Genomic DNA, 3,399 nt, shown 5'->3' on the forward strand with positions numbered 1-3,399 from the left:
TACTAAATCTTCATATTTTCCGTTTATAGACTTGTCCTTAACCGCAGTTAGGTTATATTTTTGTTCGGAATTTTCAATCGCCCGTTTTACGGTCTTTCGATGTACTCCTATCTTTTTGGCTATACTTCTTTGACTAAGCCCTTCGTTAAAATAAAGATATCTGATATAATCATATTGTACCATTTCAATCACCTTTCAAAATCCTCCCACTTATATAAAATGTCGACAATTTTATTATAAATGGAGGAGTGGTTGAGTGGTACATTTTTTGTTTAGCAGAAGTTAATTATTGGTACACTTTTAGATTAGCATAAGCAGTATATTTATTTCTTTCCATTTTAATAAACTTATTTTTTAAAATTTATTTATTAAAATAAATTATTTAAATATTTTCATTTATTACAATTAACAGAACCAAAAGTAAATTATTTACTTTTTTCAAATAATGTAATATTATATATTAGTGAATTGCAGAACTCTTAATTGAAAAATGAAGTGATTAATACGAGGTATATTTTTTCATTATTTAAAAATGAGCGTACTCTAACTAGGCCCTAAAAATTTTAATTTTTTAAGCTATTAATTTCTTAATTGAAAGAATATGTTCTGTTTTATTTATTGCATTTGAAATTAAAAGTACAATCTGCTGTGTTATTGCTGAAATAATAAATTCGGATTTCAATGATTTAGTATTTGAAAGCTTTGTATAATTTAATGTCATAGGATATTTAACCATGAAATTTGCACGTTCAATAATTGTTCTTATTTTGTATAGGGTGGTCCATAAATCTGAGTTTCTTGGAACAGCAGTATTCATTCTATAATCATTGTTTATAGGGATTTGGCATACTCGGCCGCAACGCGATTCGGTACATGGATTGTCACAGGATAAAGTATATGTTGTTTTACCATTAATACGTGCCTTTTTTGATTTAGGACAAAGCCATTTTATTCTATCAGCACGTCCTTTTTCACGAGTTATTCCATCAAATTTCATAGTAAGTGAATTATCTTTGGGGCATGTTGGAATACCTAATTCATTGAATCCCGGTTTGGGCAATGAAGGCACTCGTCTTAATGGAATTATAGGAATCATGCTATGTTCTTTTACAAGGTATTTATAGTTATCAACAGCGTCAAATCCAGCATCACCTATAAAGTATTTATACTTGAAATCATGCAAAGTAAAAAAGCTTTTTAATGTTGGAATTAATGATTTTGCATCGTATTCATCTTTGGCTTCACTGGCGGTATCAGCATTACTGATATCAATATCAGGTTCATCTGCAAAATCAAAACCTTGTATTATTCCTAGTCCATTAGTAAGTACTGAAACACGCAATGCGTAGCAATAATGACCATTTATGTAAGACAGCTTAATATCGTCATTTGCATAGGATTGTTTAGGCATTCTGCTACAGGTAAAACTATGTGCATTAAATGTAGGATCAGCTTTTTCAAGTTTTTTAGCTTGTCTAAATAAATTGTCAAAAAGCTTTGGGTTATTTTCCTTAACGTAAGCTTCGATACCTGTTGTGTCATTAATTAAAATATTAGATAGTTCAGAATTAATCTCTTGGCATATAGGTTGAGTAATCTCTACAAGAGAATGAAAGAAATTTTCTAAGTCTTTTTCAAAGTTTATTTTAAATCTTGAAAATTGTGATGCATCAGGAACTTTATTGCCAAATCCGCAGAATTCTCGTAATTCGCTACTTAAATTTAGAATATTAAGTAATAAAGTTGTGTCAGTAATTGAAAGTATTGATTTAAGAATTAGAGCACATATCATTGATACTAATGAATATTCCCTGGGATGCCCAGTTGCGGCATAATAGTGATTGAAAAAACTTTGTGGTATCAACTGTTCTAAATCAATATTTTCTTGAAATAAATTTATTAATTTGGGCTTATCTTTATCAAAATACTCATCCAAATTTGAGTATATATCAGTTAAAGATAATTGTTTAATTGCTTGCAAGGATTTCCCCTCCCTTTGTAATATTTTTTTATTCACTATATATAAATTCAACAAAAGCTGGGGGAAATCCTTCAATATATGATTACAGAACAGCATAAAACCAAAGGTTTTAGAGTTCTGCAATCAACTAAATATTATATATAAAAAGGGGGGTGAAATAAGCGAGAAAATTTTTTGCTATAAGTGGACTTGCTATTTTTTTGTTTTGTAGTATTAGAATTCCAGCCTATGCTGATTCAGGAACCTACGTAAGTCTTTCATATCGTAATTATACTATTCCTGGTTCAGTTAATGGTTCCAAAAATGGGTATTACTATCATTTAACAAAAGGTGGAGTTTCATTACAAGTAACAGAAACAAATTCTAATAATGGATAAATGTATGTAGATTTAAGGCGCTATAAAAGTTGGGGAGTAGATCCTAGCTATGGAGAATGTCGAATATACGGAACAGGATGGTATAACTATAATGTAGATACAGATTCTGATAAATATTATATTTTTGCATCCGGTGGAGCAAGCGGTACTGTATCAAAATTAAAAGGTTACATGCACAATCACCATCACTAAATAATCTCAATATTAACAATAAATACCTTTGTTGATTTTAAGTTATTTAGATTATTTTTGAGGAGGAATTTAAACCTAATAAGATAAGTAATGTTATATATTACTTCTCTTATTAGAATAATGCTTAATAATGGTACAAGGAATTGCAATAAGAAAAGAATTTTTAATTTTATTAGGATTATTTTTTAGTTCTATTACATTTGTGATAAAATGTAAAAAAACTAATTTTAATAGAGAATTAATTTTAAATCAATTATTAAAATCAATTTTTGTTATATATATATGTTTATTAATAGGTGAAACATTAATGCCTATAAGAATACCACCTTTAGATATAGATATAAAACCAACAGTAAATTTAAACATTTTAAATATTACAGAATATGACTTAAAAGATATATATGCAATTATAAACATAGTAGGAAATCTTTTGCTATTATCACCTTTAGCAATAATTCTCCCTATGTTAGGATATAAAAAATTTTTAAAACTAAAAAATGTTATATTGTTATCTTTTTTTACATCAGTATTAATTGAAGCACTTCAATATATTGAAACATACTTAAAAATAGTATATGCACCAAGAGCAAGTGATATATTAGATGTAATGCTTAATACTTTAGGTGGAATAATCGGATTTTGTGTATATAGAATCTATTTAAGATTTTGTAAAAAATAATTACGATAAATTGCAATAACAAATTGAACTAATTTTATTTTTTCATTTGAACCCTTGAATTTTTAAGCTGCATAGATCTCATCGAGGTACTTTTCAAAAAGCTCCTCTGGAGTTCGGTAGTCTAAGATTTTACGTGGAAGAGTGTTCATCCATTCTTCAATAAACCCTAT

Annotated in this window: 3 protein-coding genes and 2 pseudogenes; 2 read left to right on the forward strand and 3 right to left on the reverse strand. The window is 28.0% G+C overall.

Going from position 1 to position 3,399, the window contains the following annotated elements; genetic code table 11:
- A pseudogene (locus FYJ33_RS15785) lies at positions 1–192 on the reverse strand (helix-turn-helix domain-containing protein); the annotation flags it as partial.
- A 379-nt stretch (positions 193–571) separates the two neighbouring features.
- The gene (locus FYJ33_RS15790) at positions 572–1,936 is read right to left on the reverse strand and encodes a transposase (protein ID WP_235900883.1); all 1,365 of its coding nucleotides are present in this window, start codon (positions 1,934–1,936) and stop codon (positions 572–574) included.
- Between the two features lie 422 nt (positions 1,937–2,358).
- On the opposite strand from FYJ33_RS15790, the gene FYJ33_RS15795 reads away from it, so the two are divergent.
- Positions 2,359–2,550 (forward strand): hypothetical protein, encoded by a 192-nt coding sequence (locus tag FYJ33_RS15795; RefSeq protein WP_154532894.1) that lies wholly within the window; start codon positions 2,359–2,361, stop codon positions 2,548–2,550.
- 130 nt (positions 2,551–2,680) lie between these two features.
- Entirely contained in the window at positions 2,681–3,229 is a 549-nt protein-coding gene (locus FYJ33_RS15800) for a VanZ family protein (protein WP_154532896.1), read from the forward strand.
- Between the two features lie 62 nt (positions 3,230–3,291).
- Here the strand turns inward: FYJ33_RS15800 and FYJ33_RS15805 are convergent.
- Positions 3,292–3,399: pseudogene (locus tag FYJ33_RS15805) on the reverse strand (IS30 family transposase); the annotation flags it as partial.

Origin of the sequence: Inconstantimicrobium porci, from assembly GCF_009696465.1 — a bacterium.
Classification (GTDB): Bacteria; Bacillota; Clostridia; order Clostridiales; family Clostridiaceae; genus Inconstantimicrobium; species Inconstantimicrobium porci.

What these genes read in the sequence shown, in the direction of transcription:
- FYJ33_RS15795 (WP_154532894.1), top strand. Translation starts at nt 2,359, where the DNA reads ATGTATGTAGATTTAAGGCGCTATAAAAGTTGGGGAGTAGATCCTAGC.
- FYJ33_RS15800 (WP_154532896.1), top strand. Translation starts at nt 2,681, where the DNA reads ATGGTACAAGGAATTGCAATAAGAAAAGAATTTTTAATTTTATTAGGA.